16 protein-coding genes and 1 riboswitch are annotated in these 17,489 nt (G+C 72.3%); of the genes, 9 read left to right on the forward strand and 7 right to left on the reverse strand.

The features are described from left to right. Window positions 1–49 precede the first annotated feature (49 nt). Both AAH991_RS03145 and AAH991_RS03150 read right to left on the reverse strand, forming a co-directional pair. The gene (locus AAH991_RS03145; RefSeq protein WP_346224194.1) at window positions 50–1,549 is read right to left on the reverse strand and encodes a metallophosphoesterase family protein; all 1,500 of its coding nucleotides are present in this window, start codon (window positions 1,547–1,549) and stop codon (window positions 50–52) included. Window positions 1,550–1,642: 93 nt separating this feature from the next. Further along, entirely contained in the window at window positions 1,643–3,241 is a 1,599-nt protein-coding gene (locus AAH991_RS03150; protein ID WP_346224195.1) for an FAD-binding oxidoreductase, read from the reverse strand. 57 nt (window positions 3,242–3,298) lie between these two features. On the opposite strand from AAH991_RS03150, the gene AAH991_RS03155 reads away from it, so the two are divergent. The 3 genes from AAH991_RS03155 (at window position 3,299) to AAH991_RS03165 (ending at window position 6,342) form a co-directional block, all read left to right on the forward strand. Continuing rightward, a complete protein-coding gene (locus AAH991_RS03155) occupies window positions 3,299–4,825 on the forward strand; it encodes a glycerol-3-phosphate dehydrogenase/oxidase (RefSeq protein ID WP_346224196.1) in 1,527 nt (508 codons plus the stop codon). A gap of 180 nt (window positions 4,826–5,005) precedes the next feature. Further along, on the forward strand, window positions 5,006–5,911 hold the full coding sequence (locus AAH991_RS03160; RefSeq protein ID WP_346224197.1) for a sucrase ferredoxin: 906 nt from the start codon (window positions 5,006–5,008) through the stop codon (window positions 5,909–5,911). A gap of 116 nt (window positions 5,912–6,027) precedes the next feature. Further along, complete coding sequence (locus AAH991_RS03165; protein WP_076434697.1) at window positions 6,028–6,342, forward strand: WhiB family transcriptional regulator; 315 nt, start codon at window positions 6,028–6,030, stop codon at window positions 6,340–6,342. A 331-nt stretch (window positions 6,343–6,673) separates the two neighbouring features. Here AAH991_RS03165 and rsgA read toward each other — a convergent pair whose 3' ends face one another. The 5 genes from rsgA to AAH991_RS03190 all read right to left on the reverse strand — a co-directional run bounded on the left by rsgA (window position 6,674) and on the right by AAH991_RS03190 (window position 13,471). Then, window positions 6,674–7,774, reverse strand: a complete 1,101-nt coding sequence (gene rsgA, locus AAH991_RS03170; protein ID WP_346224198.1) for a ribosome small subunit-dependent GTPase A — start codon at window positions 7,772–7,774, stop codon at window positions 6,674–6,676. A 285-nt stretch (window positions 7,775–8,059) separates the two neighbouring features. After that, entirely contained in the window at window positions 8,060–9,337 is a 1,278-nt protein-coding gene (gene glyA / locus AAH991_RS03175) for a serine hydroxymethyltransferase (RefSeq protein ID WP_428833925.1), read from the reverse strand. Between the two features lie 11 nt (window positions 9,338–9,348). Further along, window positions 9,349–9,450: riboswitch (ZMP/ZTP riboswitch) on the reverse strand. A gap of 40 nt (window positions 9,451–9,490) precedes the next feature. Beyond that, window positions 9,491–10,933: a serine/threonine-protein kinase gene (locus AAH991_RS03180; RefSeq protein ID WP_428833926.1), complete on the reverse strand. Its 1,443-nt coding sequence runs from the start codon at window positions 10,931–10,933 to the stop codon at window positions 9,491–9,493. A 61-nt stretch (window positions 10,934–10,994) separates the two neighbouring features. Next, window positions 10,995–12,470, reverse strand: a complete 1,476-nt coding sequence (locus tag AAH991_RS03185; RefSeq protein WP_346224200.1) for a serine/threonine-protein kinase — start codon at window positions 12,468–12,470, stop codon at window positions 10,995–10,997. A 32-nt stretch (window positions 12,471–12,502) separates the two neighbouring features. Beyond that, entirely contained in the window at window positions 12,503–13,471 is a 969-nt protein-coding gene (locus tag AAH991_RS03190) for a YihY/virulence factor BrkB family protein (protein ID WP_346224201.1), read from the reverse strand. 182 nt (window positions 13,472–13,653) lie between these two features. On the opposite strand from AAH991_RS03190, the gene AAH991_RS03195 reads away from it, so the two are divergent. The 6 genes from AAH991_RS03195 (at window position 13,654) to AAH991_RS03215 (ending at window position 17,467) form a co-directional block, all read left to right on the forward strand. Beyond that, window positions 13,654–13,788, forward strand: coding sequence for a hypothetical protein (locus AAH991_RS03195; RefSeq protein ID WP_346224202.1), 135 nt, complete (start codon window positions 13,654–13,656; stop codon window positions 13,786–13,788). An 84-nt stretch (window positions 13,789–13,872) separates the two neighbouring features. Continuing rightward, on the forward strand, window positions 13,873–13,956 hold the full coding sequence (locus AAH991_RS40430; RefSeq protein WP_357054749.1) for a putative leader peptide: 84 nt from the start codon (window positions 13,873–13,875) through the stop codon (window positions 13,954–13,956). A 147-nt stretch (window positions 13,957–14,103) separates the two neighbouring features. Continuing rightward, window positions 14,104–15,786, forward strand: coding sequence for a nitrite/sulfite reductase (locus tag AAH991_RS03200; RefSeq protein ID WP_346224203.1), 1,683 nt, complete (start codon window positions 14,104–14,106; stop codon window positions 15,784–15,786). After that, the gene (locus AAH991_RS03205; protein WP_169980307.1) at window positions 15,750–15,938 is read left to right on the forward strand and encodes an Insertion element protein; all 189 of its coding nucleotides are present in this window, start codon (window positions 15,750–15,752) and stop codon (window positions 15,936–15,938) included. The genes AAH991_RS03200 and AAH991_RS03205 overlap by 37 nt, the downstream gene beginning before the upstream one ends. Before the next feature lie 60 nt (window positions 15,939–15,998). Continuing rightward, window positions 15,999–16,727 carry a phosphoadenylyl-sulfate reductase gene (locus AAH991_RS03210; RefSeq protein ID WP_346224204.1) on the forward strand — a complete coding sequence of 243 codons (729 nt, stop codon included), beginning with the start codon at window positions 15,999–16,001 and terminating at the stop codon, window positions 16,725–16,727. Beyond that, entirely contained in the window at window positions 16,709–17,467 is a 759-nt protein-coding gene (locus tag AAH991_RS03215) for a sirohydrochlorin chelatase (RefSeq protein ID WP_428833928.1), read from the forward strand. The genes AAH991_RS03210 and AAH991_RS03215 overlap by 19 nt, the downstream gene beginning before the upstream one ends. Window positions 17,468–17,489 lie beyond the last annotated feature (22 nt).

Below are 17,489 nucleotides of genomic sequence, written 5' to 3' on the forward strand. Positions count from 1 at the left end.
GGTCCCGCTGCGTGATCGGTCCCGCCGCCCGCGAGGACGCCGTACGAGGTCAGAGCGGGATCTCGACCTCGTCCTCCAGCGGGGGCTCCTCCTCCTGCGGCAGGCAGCCCGTGGCGGCGAAGCAGCGCAGCCGGATCGTGTCCCCGGTGACCGACAGGTGGAGGAAGCTCTTGAAGAAGGGCGGCGTGTCCCAGTCGGACAGTTCGGAGATGTACCGATGGAAGACCCGGCCCACCGGCAGGCGGAACGGCATCGGCCAGCCGCCGAGCAGCCGGGCCGCCCACCTCACCCGCGCGCCGGTCGGCGCACCCGGCGTGGGCCGGGGCGGGGCGTTGCCGATGCGCCGGGACATCAGGGCCAGCCCCTCCTCGGGGGTGATGTACAGCCCGCGCAGCCGCAGCCTCCTGCTGTAGAGCAGGCTGTAGAACGACAGCGAGTCGCCGCGCAGGGGATAGCACTTGAAGTCGTCCTCGTGGACGCCACCGGCGTCCACCCGGGGGATGGTGTGGGTCGCGTGCATGAACGCCCCGCCGCCCCCGGACACGACGTACTGGATGAGCCGGCCCTCCGCGCGGACCGGGTAGCGCTGGTAGTTGTGCACGTCACCGCCGATGGCCGCGACGTAGTTGTGCGCCGGGTCGCGGACCACGTCGTCCACCGTGCCGCCGCCCTCGATGGGACAGGGGTGGTAGGCGTTGTTGACGTAGATCGGCTTGCCGGTGATCAGGATCTTCGGGCGGGGGTCGGCGGAGACCCGGCGCAGCCACTCGCCCTGCTCGCGGTCGAGCGTGCCCTTGATGCCGGTGTCGATGCCCACGAGCAGCAGGCGGCCGGTGTCGAGCACCCAGTAGGGCCCCGGCAGCGCCGGCCCGGGGCCGGGCCGCATCTTCCTGGCCTCCGCGAGGGCGTCCTCGTCGATCGTCTCGGGTTTCCTCCACAGCAGCCCGCGCAGTCCGCCGGGCGACAGGCGGAATCCACGGTTCTCCGCGGACAGGGGGCGGGCGTCGCAGAAGACCCGCATGAAGCCGCCGAGCCCGTCGTACCAGTCGTGGTTGCCGGGCACGGCGAAGATCGGGGCCGGGTAGTCCTGGTACGGCCGGAAGAACTTGTCGCGGTACTCGTTGCCGGAGCCGGTCGGGTAGATCACGTCGCTCGCGATGACGGCGAACGCGGTGCCCTCGCCGAGCTTGAGCAGCCCGGGCACCACCGCGTACTGCGAGGCGTCGCCCTCTCCGGTATCGCCGAGCACCAGGAACGAGAACTCCTCGCCCGGGTCGAGGCGCACCCGGAAGTCCTCGTCGACGCCGCGCTCGCGCTGTGCGGCCACCCAGCGGCGGCGCACCTCCGGCGAGGGGTCGCCGAAGATCTGGGCGAGGACCTCGTTGCGCGAGCGCCACAGCGTCACGGGGTTCAGCCAGCTGAAGGAGTTCCGGTCGGGGCGCAGCGCGTCGAAGGAGCCGATCTCCTGGCAGTCCCAGCCCGCTCCCGCCTGCGACACCCGTGACGAGACCTGCTTCCCCCGCGCGGCGGCCGCGCCCACATCGACCATGGAAACAATCTTCGCGTCTCCATCGCCTCGACCGGCAAGATTTGCCCGAACTGAGCGGTCTCCGCGGGAAGAGCGAAGATCGGCGGGGAGAGGCTAAGGAATCAGCACCCCCGGGTTGAGGATCCCGTCGGGGTCGAGCCGTTCCTTGATCCCCCGCAGGATCTCGCCGCCCAGGTCGCCGATCTCCGCGGCGTACGCCTCGCGGTGGTCGCGGCCGACGCCGTGGTGGTGGGAGATCGTGCCGCCCGCCCCCACGATCGCCTCGTTCGCGGCCCGCTTGGCCGCCGCCCACTGGGCGAGCGGGTCGGCGGTCTGCGCGGTCACCACGGTGAAGTACAGCGAGGCCCCCGTGGCGTAGACGTGGGAGATGTGACACATGACCAGGGGCGAGCCCAGCGCGCCGTGCAGGGCGAGCCGTACGGCGTCGTACAGGCGCGGCAGGTTCGACCAGAAGCCGGCGGTCTCCAGCGTCTCCACGGTCGCCCCGGCGGCCAGCAGGGAGTCACGCAGGTAGGGCGCGGAGAACCGGCCCCGCGCCCACTTCTCCCCCGGCTCGGGCCCCAGGTGGACGCCGCCCGCCTCGATCAGCACGGCGGCGACGCGGTCCCGCCGGTGGGCCACGTCGCCCGGGGCGCCCTCGAAGCCCGCCACCAGCAGGCAGCCGGAGTCGCGGCCGGCCGCGCCGAGATCGGCGGGCTTGGCCAGCCCGACCATGGTCTCGGTCTCGTCCGACAGCCGCAGCACGGTGGGGGGCGGCCCCTCCTGGGCGAGCCGCCGCACGGCCGCCGTCCCCGCCGCGAAGCTCTCGAACCGCCAGCCCTCGTACGCCCTGACGGCCGGGGTGCGGTGCACCCGCAGCCGCAGCGAGGTGATCACCCCGAGGGCGCCCTCGGAGCCCAGGAACACCTGGCGCAGGTCGGGCCCGGCGGCCGACCTGGGCGCGCGGCCGATCTCCAGCGTGCCCCGGGGCGTCGCGACGGTCAGACCGGCGACCATGTCGTCGAACCTGCCGTATCCGGCCGAGGCCTGCCCGCTGGACCTGGCCGCCGCGAACCCGCCGAGCGTCGCGTACTCGTACGACTGGGGGAAGTGCCCGAGCGTCAGCCCGTGCCCCGCGAGCAGCTGCTCGGCCTGCGGCGCGCGCAGGCCCGGCTCCAGCTCCGCGACCATGGACACCGGGTCGACGGAGACGAGCCGGTCGAGCCGGGTCAGGTCGAGCGCGACCACGCCCGCGAAACCCCGCCGGGCCGCCACGAGCCCGCCGACCACCGAGGTGCCACCGCCGAACGGCACCACGGCCACCCGGTGCTCCGCGCACAGGCGCAGGACGGCGGCCACCTCGTCGTGGGAACCGGGAAGCACGACCGCGTCGGGCGCGTCCGAGGCGTCTCCCGCGCGCATGAGCAGCAGGTCGGGGGTGGACTTGCCCCGGGTGTGGCGGATGCGGGCGTCGTCGTCGGCCCGCACGTGCTCGTCCCCCACCACCGTGGCCAGCGCCGCCTGGACGGGCGGCGGCAGTGCCACGGGCGGCAGCCGCACCTCGCCGAAGGTCGCCGCCGGCGCGGCGGGCGCGCGGACGCCGAGGAGCTCCGCGAGCAGGTCGCGCACCGGCGCGGGAAGCTCGGCGGCCTTGGCGGGATCGCCCCAGCCCGACCAGAGCATGGGTTCCGCCGAGGTGAGAGGGGTTTCCATGTCCGTGACGCCTCCAGGTAGGTTACTCAAGAGTAATCCCCAAGTAGTGGAGAGGACATGAACTCCTCACTCAACGCCGCCAGGCGCCTCTGGGAGATCGGTGAGGCGCGCACCGACGTCGTCGACGTGCTCGTGGTCGGCCTGGGGGCGACGGGGGCCGGAGCGGCGCTCGACGCCGCCTCACGCGGGCTTTCTGTGGCCGCCGTCGACGCCCACGACCTGGCGTTCGGCACCTCCCGGTGGAGCTCGAAGCTGATCCACGGCGGGCTGCGCTACCTCGCGAGCGGGCAGGTCGGCGTGGCCTGGGAGAGCGCGGTGGAGCGCGACGCCCTGCTGCGCTTCACCGCGCCCCATCTGGTCTCCGCCCACCCGTACCTGCTGCCGCTGACGCCGGCCGTCCCCCGGGCCCGGGCCTCGACCGTCATGGCGGGGTACCGCCTGGGCGACGCGCTGCGGGCCGCCGCGGGCACGCCGCGGCGGCTGCTGCCGGGCCCCCTCCGGCTCGGGGCGGAGCGGGCCCTCGCGCTCGCCCCGGCCCTGCGCGCGGACGGTCTGCGCGGGGCGCTGCTGTCGTGGGACGGCCGGGTGGTGGACGACGCCCGCCTGGTCGTCGCGCTGGCGCGTACGGCCGCCGCCCACGGCGCCCGGATCCTCACCCGCTGCCGGGCGCTGACGCTGGCGGGGGACGGCGCCCGGGTGCGTGACGAGCTGACCGGCGAGGAGTTCGACATCCGGGCCCGCGCGGTGATCAACGCGACCGGCGTGTGGGCCGGTGGGCTGACGCCGTCGGTGGCGCTGCGCCCCTCGCGGGGCACGCACCTCGTGTTGCGCCCCGGGGCGCTCGGCCCGCTGCGCGCGGGACTGCACGTGCCGATCCCCGGCGAGCGCGCCCGCTTCGCGCTGGTGCTCCCCCAGGCCGACGGCCGCGTCTACGCCGGGCTGACCGACGAACCGCTGGACGGGCCGATCCCCGACGTCCCCGAGGCGCCCGAGAGCGACGTCGCGTTCCTGCTCGACGTCCTCGGGACCGCGCTGGACCGGCCGCTGTCCCGCGCGGACGTCGCCGCCGCCTTCGCCGGGCTGCGGCCCCTGGTGGACACGGCCGGCACGGCCGACGCGGCCGGCTCTGCGGACGCCGCCGGCGGGCCGACGGCCGACCTGTCCCGCCGTCACGCCGTGCTGCGCTCGCCGGACGGCGTCGTGACGGTCGTGGGCGGGAAGCTCACCACCTATCGGCGGATGGCCGAGGACGCCGTCGACGCCGCGTGCCCGCACGCGCGCGCGAGCCGTACCGCGCGCCTGCCCCTCGTCGGGGCCGGACCGGTACGGCCGGGCACGCCCGGGCGGCTGGCCCGCAAGTACGGCTCGGAGGCCTGGGCGCTGCACGAGCTGATGCGCGAGGACCCCGCGCTGGCCGAGCCGGTGGCGCTGGGGATCACCCGGGCCGAGCTGGTGTGGGCCGTGCGCCACGAGGGCGCTCTGGACGCCGCCGACCTGCTGGACCGGCGGACGAGGATCGGCCTGGTCCCCGAGGACCGGGCGGCGGCCCTCCCTGCCGCCGAGGCCGCCCTCGCCTACTCCTGACGCGCATCCCCCACTGCCGCTCGCCCTCGCTTGCCGATGAAATGCGAGGATTCGGGCGACTGCGACTACATCCGGACAATTGCGGATTTAATGGGGATTTACGGCCCCGCCCCCGCACCCTCTTCCGCAAGTCGCTAAGGTAAGTCTTACCTAAGAAACGCGAGAGAAGGACGGGACCGGATGGCCAACGGGTGCGAGCACCCCGCCGCCTGCCACTCGGGGGAGGCGCCGATCCTGGCGAGCGCGACCAGGAAGGGCCGGTTCTGGCTGCTCATCGAGCACACGGGACCCTGGGCCGCGGAGCTGGAGGAGTGCCGGCTGCCCGAGGACGTCCACCGGCTGATCTCCCGCGCCAGGGCACTGGACATCCGGCCGCAGCTGATCCGCCGGCCCGGCCGCCGCGAGCCCCTCACGGGCCCCCTGCACGTCTACGTCGCCGCCGCCGCGGTGGACCACCCGTGGCTCGCGGAGGGCTTTCTGGAGCACCCCGACGATCTTGACCTGGGCGCTCTCGTGCACGGAGTGGTTCCGGAGTCCTGCATACTGGTGAACGAGCCGATGTACCTGGTCTGCACGCACGGCAGGCACAACGCGTGCTGTGCGCGTCTCGGACTCCCGCTGGCCCGGTTCCTCGACGAGAACCTGCCCGGCGAAGTGTGGGAAACCACACATGTCGGCGGCGATCGATACGCCGCCAACCTCGTATGCTTGCCACACGGGCTTTACTACGGCAGCATGTCTCAGGCTGCTGCGATCGCGGCGGCAAACGCGTACCGGCACGGCGAGGTCGTCCTCGACCGTTTCCGGGGACGCGCGGGTATCCCTGAGCCACTGCAGGCCGCCGAGCACTTCGTCCGGGCGCACACCGGCGAGATCTCGGTCGGCGGGGTGGCCGTGGAATCCTCCCGGTCGGTTGACGACACCACGATCTCCGTCGTGCGGCGCACGACGGAGCGTGGGACGTCGCGATTCCGAGTCGTGGTCGAACCCGCGGTGTTCACGGCACCGTGCGGGATGACTTGCGCCGATGGAATCCCGACCTACAGGTTGGCCGAGCTGAGCGAGCTCACGCCGGTATTGACCTGAGGGCTCCTGCCCGGAGCCGGGAACACCACGGCCTATCCCGGCGTTGGCACAAGGGACGCCACAAGCGTCCAAAGCGGCACGAACACTGAAATACCTCTCACCAAAGGTGGTTTCTCATGTCTCAGGTACGTCGGCAGCTCGCCCGCCCGCGCCCCAGCTGGGGTTGGCAGGATGATGCCGCGTGCCGGGGAGAGGACCTGGTGCTGTTCTTCGGTCCTGACGGTGAGCGTCAGCCCGAGCGCGACATCCGGGAGCGCAAGGCCAAGGCCATCTGCGCTCAGTGTCCTGTGCGAGCGGAGTGCCTCGACTACGCGCTCTCCCGGCCGGAGAAGTACGGCACGTGGGGCGGCCTCAACGAGGACGAGCGCGCGTCCGAGCGTCGCCGCCGCATGCGCCGCGCCGCCAGCGCCGGCATCAGCGCCGTCGCCTGAGCGTTTCCCCCTTCCCCGACACGCGTCACCACTGGGCGCCCCGCGTTCCGTCCCCCTGAGCGGGAGGACGGCGCACCCGGGGCGCCCTTCGCGTTGTCTTCCGTCACGCCGCGGCCGGTGGGCACACCACGCCTCGGTGAGCCGGCCGCCGGCGGACGGACGGCGCGAGCAGTGCCGGGTCGCGCGGGCCCATGTCCCGCGCGACCCGGCACGCAGCGCCCCCATAGCGCCTTCACAGGGGCACGGCCCGCGTACGGCGGCCGCGCCCGCGTCGTCCTCACGCCCGGGTCATACCCGCGGCCGGAGCGGAAGGCACCCCCGAGTCGCCGTCCTACGGGCGGTTGATGCCCCGCATCTGCTTGTGGATGATCTTCCACTTGCGGGTCTCCTCGGCCCGCAGCCGGGCGTCGGTCCGGCGGGCCATCCAGGCGGCCTCGCGCTGCAGCCTGTTCCAGCTCTCCAGCCGCCGCTCGGGCAGTTCGCCCGACTCCACCGCGGCCAGCACGGCGCAGCCCGGCTCCTCGTGGTGACGGCAGTCGGAGAACCGGCAGCCCTCGGCCAGTTCCTCGATGTCGGCGAAGACCAGGCCGACGCCCTCGCTCATCTCGTACAGTCCGACCCGGCGGATGCCGGGGGTGTCGATGACGAGCCCGCCGCCGGGCAGCGGGATGAGCTGCCGGTGGACGGTCGTGTGCCTGCCCCGCCCGTCGGCGGCCCTGACCTGCTGGGTCTCCATGACCTCCGTGCCGGCGAGCGCGTTGACGAGCGTCGACTTGCCCGCGCCCGACGGGCCGAGGACCACGGCGGTCCCGGCGGCGCCGAGGTGGGCACGCACCAGCTCCACCCCGTCGCCGGTGAGTGAGCAGACCGGGTGGACGTCGACGCCCGGCGCCGCCGCCGCGACGTCGGCGAGGAGATCGCCGATTCCCTGCTCGAAGAGATCGGCCTTGGTGACGAGCACGACCGGACGGGCGCCGCTCTCCCAGGCGAGCGCCACGAGGCGCTCGATCCGCCCGAGATCGGCGAAGTCGGTGGCGTGCATGGACGGCTCGGCCACGAAGACCACGTCGACGTTGGCGGCCAGGACCTGCCCCTGACCGTCGCCCGACAGCCCTCCGCGCGAGTCGCGGCTCACCCCGCCCCGGACGAAGGCCGTACGGCGGGGCAGCACCTCGGCCAGTTCGTAGCGGCCCTCATCGAGCCGGGCGAGCGCGACCCAGTCCCCCACGCACGGAAGCTCGAGCGGATCGGCGGCCGCGGCCCTGCGGACGCGGGCGCCGAACCGTGCCTGATGGGTTCCGTCGGCGGCGATGACCTCGGCGGCGCCCCGGTCGACCCGCGCCACACGCGCGGGAACGGCGCCGCCGGGCAGGTCGGGGAGCTGCTCCGCGAGCCCCTCGTGCCAGCCGAGAAGAGAAAGATCGTTGAACACTGCTGGTGAACACCCTTCGAAGACCGGGTGTCCCAGCGAGAGGAGACTAGGCGGGCACCCGGGAGTTGACGGACGGCATGGTCGTCAGAAAGACCCGCATAGTCCTCACCTCCCTGGTTCCGGCCGCGCGGATCGCGGCGATGGGGGAACAGTAGCAGCCCTTCAGCCGCTCCCCGCAACCGAATTAATCCGCTTCATCACGCCGCAGGCGATTCGGCTGACCGCCCGGTACGAGAACGGCTCCCCGCCACCTTCGCGGGGAGCCGTCACGGTCGATCCGGGTGATCAGGACAGGCCGGGCGCGGGGAACCGGCTCGTCAGCTCGGTGACCTCGCCGTGCACCCGCGCGATCACGTCCTCCGCGTCGCCCTTGGCCACGGCGGTGACGACCTCGTCCATCCACGCGGCGATCTGGCGCATCTCGGCCTCGCCCATCCCCCGGGAGGTGACCGACGGAGTGCCGATGCGGATGCCCGACGGGTCGAACGGCTTGCGCGGGTCGAAGGGCACCGTGTTGTAGTTGGTCTCCAGGCCCGCCCGGTCGAGCGCCTGCGCGGCCGGCTTGCCCCCGACGCCCTTGGACGTGAGATCCATCAGGATCAGGTGGTTGTCGGTGCCACCGGAGACCAGGTCGAAGCCCCGGGCGAGCAGCTCGTCGGCGAGCGCCTTCGCGTTCTTCACGATCTGCGCGGCGTACGTCCTGAAGTCCGGCTGGGCGGCCTCGCGCAGGGCGACGGCGATGGCGGCGGTGGTGTGGTTGTGCGGGCCGCCCTGCAGGCCGGGGAACACGGCCTTGTCGAGCGCCTTGCCGATCTCCTCGGAGGTCGCCATGAGCATCGCGCCGCGCGGGCCGCGCAGGGTCTTGTGGGTGGTCGTGGAGATCACGTCGGCGTGCCCGACCGGGGAGGGGTGGGCGCCCCCGGCGACCAGGCCCGCGATGTGGGCGATGTCGGCCGCCAGCACCGCGCCGACCTCCTTGGCGATCTCCGCGAAGGCCGGGAAGTCGATGGTGCGCGGGATCGCGGTGCCGCCGCAGAAGATCAGCTTGGGCCGGTGCTCGAGCGCCAGCGCGCGCACCTCGTCCATGTCGATGCGGCCGGTGTCGCGGCGCACGCCGTACTTGACGGAGTTGAACCACTTGCCGGTGGCGGACACCGACCAGCCGTGGGTGAGGTGGCCGCCGAACGGCAGGCCCATGCCGAGCACGGTGTCGCCCGGGCTCAGGAACGCCAGGTAGACGGCGAGGTTGGCGGGCGAGCCCGAGTAGGGCTGGACGTTGGCGTGGCTCACGCCGAAGACCGACTTGGCCCGCTCGATCGCCAGCGTCTCGATCTTGTCGATGACCTGCTGGCCCTCGTAGTAGCGCTTGCCCGGGTAACCCTCGGAGTATTTGTTGGTGAGGACGGTCCCGGTCGCCTCCAGGACGGCCTTCGACACGTAGTTCTCGGACGCGATCAGCTTGACGGTGTCGGCCTGCCGCCGCTCCTCCGCCCTGATCAGTTCGGCGATCTCGGGATCGACGACGTTCAGCGAGTTCTCAGCCATTGCGCCTTCCTTCTCCACGTCGACTCTTCGGCGGCGACCCAGGCGCACGGCCTCCGCGAATTCGCTCCCCGGTGGTGCCCCACCTAGCGACGCGCCACAGCAGCACGTCAGCGCCAGTCGCGATGCCTCCAACCCTATCCGAGCGCGCCTCGCCGGAGAGCCGAGTGCGGCTCAGCCGTCGGAAATCGACACATTCCGGAAGACGCCCAGGCGGGGGATGTCGACGTCCACCGACTCCGCCTCCTCCGGCACGGACGTGTAGACCGCGTAGAACCGCTTCTCCTCACCGGAGCGCACCGACGTGACCCCGGAGCTGCACAAGCACGCGCCGTCCTTCCAGGTGGGGTAGAGGGGCTCCTTGCTCCCCGGCGTCGTCAGGCCGACCTGGGACACCGAGTAGTCGAGCGCACTCCTGCCGAAGTCGTCCATGAATATCCAGGCGTTCGGACCCCTGTTCGTGAGCGCCCAGCTCAGCCGGACGTCGCCGTCGCGCAGCCGGACCGCTTCGGTGATCTGGACCCGCATCGGATTCTTATCGATCTCCATCTCACGGGTGGTCGCGGGCGTGCCGGGAAGGTTGCCCTCCGGCTCCCACGGCCGGGTGATCACCAGCGCCGTCGCGGCGGCGACGAGGGCGAGCAGCGCCGCCGTGAGGTACGGCCACCGGCGCCGCCCGCGCCGGTCCGGCGGAACGGGAGCCGCGAGCGTGGCGGCCGGGGCGACGACCGGGGTCCAGGTGTCCCCGACCACCCGGGTGGCCGTCTCGATCCCGGCGCTCTCGCGGCCGAGCAGGGCGTCGAGGAGCCCCTGGGCGGTGGGGCGGCGGGCCGGGTCCTTGTCCAGCGCCCGCTCCACCAGCGGCCGCAGGCGCTCGTCGAGGCCGTCGAGCCGCGGCGGCCGGGACACCACGCGGAAGAGCACCTCGGCCGGGGTGCCGCCGCCGAACGGCGGGCCGCCGGTGCCGGCGTACGCGATCACGCACCCCCAGGCGAAGACGTCGGCCGCCGCGGTGATCGGCTCGCCGTTCGCCTGCTCCGGGGCCATGTAGGCGGGAGTGCCCACGACGGACCCGGTCCTGGTGGCGTCGGCGTCGGCCAGCCGGGCGATGCCGAAATCGATCACTTTGGGCCCGAGCACGCCGAGCAGGATGTTCGACGGCTTCAGATCCCGGTGCACGACGCCGGCCGCGTGGATGGCGACCAGGGCGGTGGCCGTCGCGACGGCCAGGGCCTGCAGGCTTCCGCCGGTGAGCGGGCCGCGGTCCCTGATCAGCGAGCCGAGGTCGGGCCCTTCGACGTATTCGGTGACGATATAGGCCTGGTCGCCGTCCACTCCGGAGTCGAGCACGGCCGCGGTGCAGAACGGGGCGACGCGCTGGGCGGCCTGCGCCTCGCGGGCGAACCTGCGCCGGAACTCCGGCCCGGCCGCCAGCTCCGGGCGCATGATCTTGATCGCCACCGGCCGGCCCGACCGGTCACGGGCCAGGTGGACGATTCCCATGCCGCCCTCCCCGAGCCGCCGAAGCAGTGTGTACCCCCCGATCGAAGGCCGCGCCGACCGCGGGGACGTCGACGCATCGTCAGTGGGAGGAATCGGCGCCGTCACCTGCCCCATGGTGGCGGATAGATCAGTCTTTCGCGACGGATTCCCGGACTGTACGGAAGACGTGGTCCGGTCATCCGTCTTGGATCGGAACGTCGGCGAGGAGCCCGAACCCCGGGACGTCGAGGCCCACGGTCTCCAGGTCCTCGGGGACACCCGTGTACGTGGCGTAGAGAGGGACCACGTCGCCCGGCTGCAGCCAGTGGGCCGGAAGCGTGCTGCACAGGCAGCCTCCGTCCTTGCTCGCGGGCGTGAACTTGGAGCCGCTGGGCGGATCGACGAGGGCGGCGCCCGACACCTGGTCCCCGAACAGATCCTTGGGCCACCACTGGTTGCCGTCCTTCAAAGTGACCGTCAGCTGCACACTCACCGAGGTCCCCCGCCGACGGACCGCGTCGACGGTCAGGTGGAGCGAGGAACCGTTGAACGTGGCGTCCCGGACCGTCAGCGGGCCCTTCGGCTCGGTCCCGCCGCCGCCGAAGGGCCGCGACGTCAGGAGCAGAGCCGCGGCCGCCACCGCGAGCGCCCCGCAGACCGCCGCCACCGGCGCCCAGCGGCGGCGGTCCCGCCGGTCCGAGCCGGCTTCCGCGCCCGCTTCCGTTCCCGCTCCCGGGCCGGTTCCCGCGCCGGCCGCCCTCACGCCGTCCCGCGCGGCGCCCGCGCGGCGGGTCGTCTCGGCGGGGGCCGCCCAGATGTCGCTGACGATCCTCGTGGCGGCCTCGACCGCCACCTCCTCCCGGCCGAGCAGCCGGTCGAGGAGCCGCTGGGCGCTCGGCCGCCGGCCGGGGTCCTTGTCCAGCGCCCGTTCGACCAGGGGCCGCAGGCGCTCGTCGAGCCCGGTCAGGTGCGGCACGTGGTGCGCGACCCGGTAGAGGACCTCGGGCGCGGCGCCGCCGCCGAACGGCGGCCTGCCGGTCGCGGCGTACGCGATCACGCAGCCCCAGGCGAAGACGTCGGCCGCGGAGGTCACCGGCTCCCCGCGCGCCTGTTCCGGGGACATGTAGCTGGGCGTCCCGATCACGGTCCCGGTCCGTTCGGCGAGCATGTCCGCGAGCTGGGCCACGCCGAAATCGATCACCCGGGGGCCGAGGGGCGAGAGCAGGATGTTGGACGGCTTGAGGTCGCGGTGCACGATCCCCGCCCTGTGGATGGCGGCGAGGGCGGTCGCGACGCCGACGGCGAGCGCGTCGAGGTTGGAACCGGAGAGCGGGCCCTGTGCGTCGATGACCGACGACAGGTCGGGGCCGTCGACATACTCGGTGACGAGGTAGTGCCGGTCGCCGTCCCGCCCGGCGTCGAGGAGCGGCGCGGTGCAGAACCTGGCGACCCGCTGGGCGGCCTCCGCCTCCTTGCGGAACCGCGTCCGGAACTCCTCCTGGGCGGCCAGCTCCGGCCGCATGACCTTGAGCGCCACCTGGCGGCCCCGCGGGTCCCTGGCGAGATAGACGATGCCCATGCCGCCCTCCCCCAGGCGGCGTACGGGGACGTAGGGGCCGATCGTGCGCCGGTGGGTCGCGGTGGGGTCACCGGCGGAAGGCTGCGCGTCCATCGACGCCATCCTTCCACCGCTATCGGTATGGATCAGCCTTTACCGGACTTGCGGTGATGGTGCTCGTGCCGGCTGGCGCCGCCGAGCGGCCACAGCCGGTCCACCTCCGCGTTCAGCGTCGCCCCGATGAGCACGGCGAGCGCGGTGATGTAGAGCCACAGCAGCACGGCGATCGGCGCCGCGAGCGAGCCGTAGATCGACAGCGGGGTGAACCACGCCGCCAGCACCTCACGCAGGAACGCGGCGCACACGATCCAGATCACCAGCGCCAGCACGGACCCCGGGGTCTCGCGCCACCAGCGCGTCCGGTGCGGCACGCTCACGTGGTACAGCACGGTCAGCGCCAGCACCGAGCCGATCACCACCACGGGCCAGTAGAGGACGTTCACGAGCACGGCGTATCTGGGCAGAGCGTTGGACATCAGGGTCGGCCCGATGACCAGGATCGGCATGACGACCAGCCCGATCAGCAGCGCGGCGACATAGAGGATGAACGACAGCACCCGGGTGCGGATGATCCCCCGGGTCTCCCCCAGCCCGTACGCGATGGATATCAGGTCCACGTACACGAACAGCGCACGCGAGCCGGACCACAAAGACAGCAGGAAGCCGACGGAGATCAGCGAGACCTGTCCGCCGCTCAGCACGTCGGCGAGCAGCGGCTTCACGACCCGCTCGACGGTGTTGTGCGTGAACAGCAGCTCCGACTGGGCCACGACCCAGTCCCTGATCTCTCCGACGGTGGACTCGCCGATCAGCCCGCTGAGGTGACCCATGACGCCGAGCAGCCCGAGCACGAACGGCGGCAGCGACAGCAGCGCGAAGAAGGCCGCCTCGCCCGCGAGGCCGGTCACCCGGTAGTCGACGCCCGCCATCGTGGTCGCCTTGACGAGAGACCAGATGTTCGTGCCGCGCAGCCACGTCAGGCGCGCCCGCGCAATGGTCATGCCCTTGCGCGTGAGGCGCCGCGGCCTGCGCGACGGCGCGTCCGTGGAGGTCATGGCACCCAATCGGTCATGAGATCTGGGCTCTACCCGCTGCCGGGGCGCTTAGTACGTGACCTGCGAGCGGATTGTCGCCGCCCAGGATAGGGGCCTCTGCCCTCCTCTCGCGAGGATCCCTCACGAACCGGTCACCGCGCGCCCCTGTCATCCGGCCGTGACAGGGGGTGAACAATGGAGACATGATCTGCCCAGCGTGCAGGGAGCACCGGCACGAGGAGTGCCGTGGCGGGTCCTGGTGCGACTGCCAGCACCAGGAGCCGTCCGAGAAGGACCACGAGGCCGAGCCGCCGGAGAACTGGATACGCAAGGGGTGACGACCCCGCGTCACATTGCCGTCACAATCCCGCATCCTGGACACGAACTTGGACATCCAGGATCTCAGAGGTATCGTTTGGGACATGCCAGCGGACCCGTTGCTCGTCGTGCGACGCCACGTCGATCTCCTGCGTGTCCGTAGCGCGATCTGTATCGACGCCGGCTGACCGTCGCCCTCCGCTGATCCATCCGGGCGCTCGGCCAGGCGTCGTTTTCGTATGCCCTCACACTCGACGGCGAGGTGAGAGGCCGCCTGCGCCGGCGTCCCGCCGAACACCGATCTCAGACCGAGCCTCGGAGAAGGACGTGTGCCCATGAGCACCCCGGCCCGCCCGGCGAACCGCCATCACAAGCGCCCGCGTGGCGAAGGTCAGTGGGCTCTCGGTTACCGTGAGCCGCTGAACAAGAACGAGGAGAACAAGAAGGCCGACGACGGGCTGAACGTCCGTCAGCGGATCATCGACATCTACTCCAAGCGCGGCTTCGACTCCATCGACCCCGCCGACCTGCGCGGCCGCTTCCGCTGGTACGGCCTGTACACCCAGCGCAAGCCGGGCATCGACGGCGGCAAGACGGCCGTCCTGGAGCCCGAGGAGCTCGACGACCGCTACTTCATGATCCGCATCCGGACCGACGGCGGCCAGCTCAGCCTGGAGCAGCTCCGGGTGATCGCCGACGTCTCCAACGACTACGCCAGGGGCACCGCCGACGTCACCGACCGGCAGAACATCCAGCTCCACTGGGTGGAGATCGAGTCGGTGCCGGACATGTGGACGCGGCTGGAGGCCGTGGGCCTGTCCACCACCGAGGCGTGCGGCGACACCCCGCGCGGCATGCTCGGCTGCCCCCTCGCGGGCATCGACGCCGACGAGGTGATCGACGGCCGGCCCCAGCTCCAGGAGATCCGCGAGCGGTACATCGGCGACCCGGCGTTCTCCAATCTGCCGCGCAAGTTCAAGACCGCGATCAGCGGCTGCGCCGCGCACTGCACGGTTCACGAGATCAACGACATCGCGTTCGTCGGCGTGCTGAACGAGCAGGGCGAGGCCGGCTTCGACCTGTGGGTGGGCGGCGGCCTGTCGACCAACCCGATGTTCGCCAAGCGGCTCGGCGTGTTCGTCCGGCCCGAGCAGGCCCACGAGGTGTGGGCCGGGGTCACCGGCATCTTCCGCGACTACGGCTACCGGCGGCTGCGCGGCAGGGCGCGGCTGAAGTTCCTGATGAACGACTGGGGCCCGGAGAAGTTCCGCGAGGTGCTGCAGACCGAGTACCTCAAGTACGAGCTGCCCGACGGCCCGGCCCCCGCGGCGCCGCGCGGAGACCGGCGCGACCACGTCGGCGTCCACCTCCAGCGTGACGGCAACTACTACGTGGGCTTCGCGCCCCGGGTGGGCCGGCTCAGCGGCGACCTGCTGCACCGCATCGCCGACATCGCCGAGCGCCACGGGTCCGGCCGGGTGGCGACGACGGTCGAGCAGAAGATGGTCATCCTCGACGTCGCGCCCGACCGGGTGGACTCGATCGTGGCCGAGCTGGAGGCCGCGGACCTGCGGGTCAACCCCTCCACGTTCCGCCGTCAGACGATGGCCTGCACCGGCATCGAGTACTGCAAGCTCGCGATCGTGGAGACCAAGAACGCCGCGTCCGAGCTGATCGACGAGCTCGAGCGGCGACTGCCCGACTTCGCCGCGCCGCTGACCATCAACATCAACGGCTGCCCGAACTCCTGCGCCCGCATCCAGACGGCCGACATCGGCCTCAAGGGCCAGCTCGTGGTCAACGACAGGGGCGAGCAGGTCGAGGGCTACCAGGTGCACCTGGGCGGCTCGTTCGGCCTGAACCCGAGCTTCGGCAGGAAGGTCCGCGGCCTCAAGACCACGGCCGAGGACCTGCCCGACTACGTCGAGCGGGTCGTGCGCAACTACGAGAAGCAGAAGGACGAGGGCGAGTCCTTCGCCGAATGGGTCAAGCGCGCCGACGAGGCCGACCTCAAGTGACGACCGAGAGGGCCGCGCCGTTCTACTGCCCGTACTGCGGCGAGGAGGACCTGGAGCCCTACGTGACCGAGGAGGAGAGCCACGGATGGTACTGCAGGTCCTGCGCCCGCGCCTTCCGGGTGAAATTCCTCGGCCTCGGCGTGCGTTCGTGATCCCAGAAGGCTTTCGTCCAATCATCCGATGAATCAGTGAACGACGTGTGAGGAGTAACGATGTCGGTGGCGGAGATAGAGGCAGGACTGGAGCGGCAGCGGGCCACGCTGGACCTCCAGGGCATCGTGGAGTCCGCGGCGCGCTTCCTCGAGGACGCGCCCGCCCGGGAGATCATCCGTTGGGCCGCGGCCACCTTCGGCGACCGCCTCTGTCTCACCTCGTCGATGAGCGACGCCCTGCTGATCGACCTGGTCAGCAGGGTCAAGCCCGGCGTCGACGTGCTGTTCATCGACACCGGCTACCACTTCGCCGAGACCATCGGCACCCGGGACGCGGTCGAGGCGGTCTACAAGGTCAACGTGATCAACGTGAAGCCGTCCAGGACCGTCGAGGAGCAGGACCGCGACCTCGGGCCGCGCCTGTACGGGCGCAACCCCGACCTGTGCTGCTACCTGCGCAAGGTCGAGCCGCTCAACCGGGCGCTGGAGCCGTACCTCGCGTGGGTGTCGGGCATCCGCCGCGACGAGTCGCCCACCCGCGCGAACACCAAGGTCGTGGAGTGGGACGCCAAGCGGCAGATGGTCAAGGTCAACCCCATCGCCCGGTGGACCCAGCAGGACGTCGACAACTACATCGCCGACAACGGGGTTCTGATCAACCCGCTGCACTACGACGACTACCCCTCGATCGGCTGCGCCCCCTGCACCCGCCGCGTGGCGCCGGGCGAGGACCCGCGCAGCGGCCGCTGGGCCGGCCTCGGCAAGATCGAATGCGGCATCCACCTGTGACCGTCCCGCACGAAGGCGCGCCGCTGGTCGCGGTGGCGCACGGGTCCCGCGACCCGCGCGCCGCCGCGACCGTGGAGGCGCTGCTCGACGGCGTACGGCGGGCGCGGCCCGGCCTGGACGTCCGCGCCGCCTATCTCGACCACGCCCCGCCCTCGCTGCCGCAGGCGCTGTCCGGGCTGGACGAGGCCGTCGTGCTCCCCCTGCTGCTCACCGCCGCCTACCACAGCCGCGTGGACATCCCGGCGGCGCTGCGGGAGGCGGCCGGACGCACCCCGCGGCTGCGGGCCGTCTGCGGACCCACGCTCGGCCCGCATCCGCTGCTCGTCCGGGCCCTCGAACGCCGTCTCACCGAGGCCGGCGTCGAGATCGGCGACCCGGAGACGGCCGTGGTGCTCGTCTCGGCCGGCTCCAGCGACCGCCGGGCGAACGCGACGATCGCCGCGGTCGCCCGCGAGTGGGCGCTCACCCGCCCCTGGTGGTCGGTCACCGCCGCCTACGCCTCGGCCGCCGCGCCCACGCCCGGGGACGAGGTCGTACGGCTGTCGCGCGCGGGCGCCCCGAGGGTCGTGGTGGCGCCCTACCTGCTGGCCCCCGGCCACTTCGCCGACAAGGTGGAGCGCGACGCCCTGGAGGCCGGCGCACACGCCGTGGCCGGCGTCCTCGGCCCCGCCCCCGAACTGGTCGCGCTCCTGCTCGAACGGCACGCCCAGGCCGTCCGCGCCGCTTCCGAAGCCGCCTGACGCCCTACGCGCTACGGCGTGC

Source organism: Microbispora sp. ZYX-F-249 (assembly GCF_039649665.1).
GTDB lineage: Bacteria > Actinomycetota > Actinomycetes > Streptosporangiales > Streptosporangiaceae > Microbispora > Microbispora maris.